Annotated in this window: 1 protein-coding gene; it reads right to left on the bottom strand. The window is 41.5% G+C overall.

Features of this window, described 5'->3' with window-relative positions; genetic code table 11:
- Window positions 1-749 (bottom strand): tetratricopeptide repeat protein (locus tag H7844_16075; protein MEO5358794.1); only part of this gene is annotated, 749 nt, incomplete at both ends.

A 749-nucleotide genomic window follows, 5' to 3' on the forward strand; every position in this document is an offset into this window, starting at 1 on the left:
TGATTTTTAAACTCTCAAGCAGATACTTCAGGGCGCTCTCATAATCGCCGCGGGCACGATATATCCCACTGATATTATTTAAAGTAACCCCTTCCCCCTTTTTATCGCCAATCTCCTTCATGATTTTTAAACTCTCAAGCAGATACTTCAGGGCGCTCTCATAATCGCCGCGGGCACGATATATCCCACTGATATTATTTAAAGTAGCCCCTTCCCCCTGTTTATCGCCAATCTCCTTCCTGATTTTTAAACTCTCAAGCAGATACTTCAGGGCGCTCTCATAATCGCCGCGGGCATGATAATTTGTCGCTATGTTATTTAAAGTAGCCCCTTCCCCCTTTTTATCGCCAATCTCCTTACTGATTTTTAAACTCTCAAGCAGATACTTCAGGGCGCTCTCATAATCGCCGCGGGCACGATATATCTGGCTGATATTATTTAAAGTAGCCCCTTCCCACCTCTTATCGTCCTGATTCTTATCAACCTTACCATTTAATATTTCTTCAACCTCTAAAAAAATCTTCAGGGCACCGTCTATATCACCTTTTAATTGCAGTATTAGCCCCATATAATTTAAAACATTTGAATCCGACTCCAACCAGAGCAGCTCATAAACAGCTTTGCAGTAATAAAGAGCGGCTGCATACAACGAGTTTTTATAATAGTAGTTGACCAGTCTTGCTCCGATTTCATTAATTTTATCCTTCACTCCGGCTTCATTAATTCCGGCTTTGTGGTAGTGATAGAAC

The sequence above is a fragment of the Nitrospirae bacterium YQR-1 genome, assembly GCA_039908095.1.
GTDB lineage: Bacteria > Nitrospirota > Thermodesulfovibrionia > Thermodesulfovibrionales > Magnetobacteriaceae > Magnetomonas.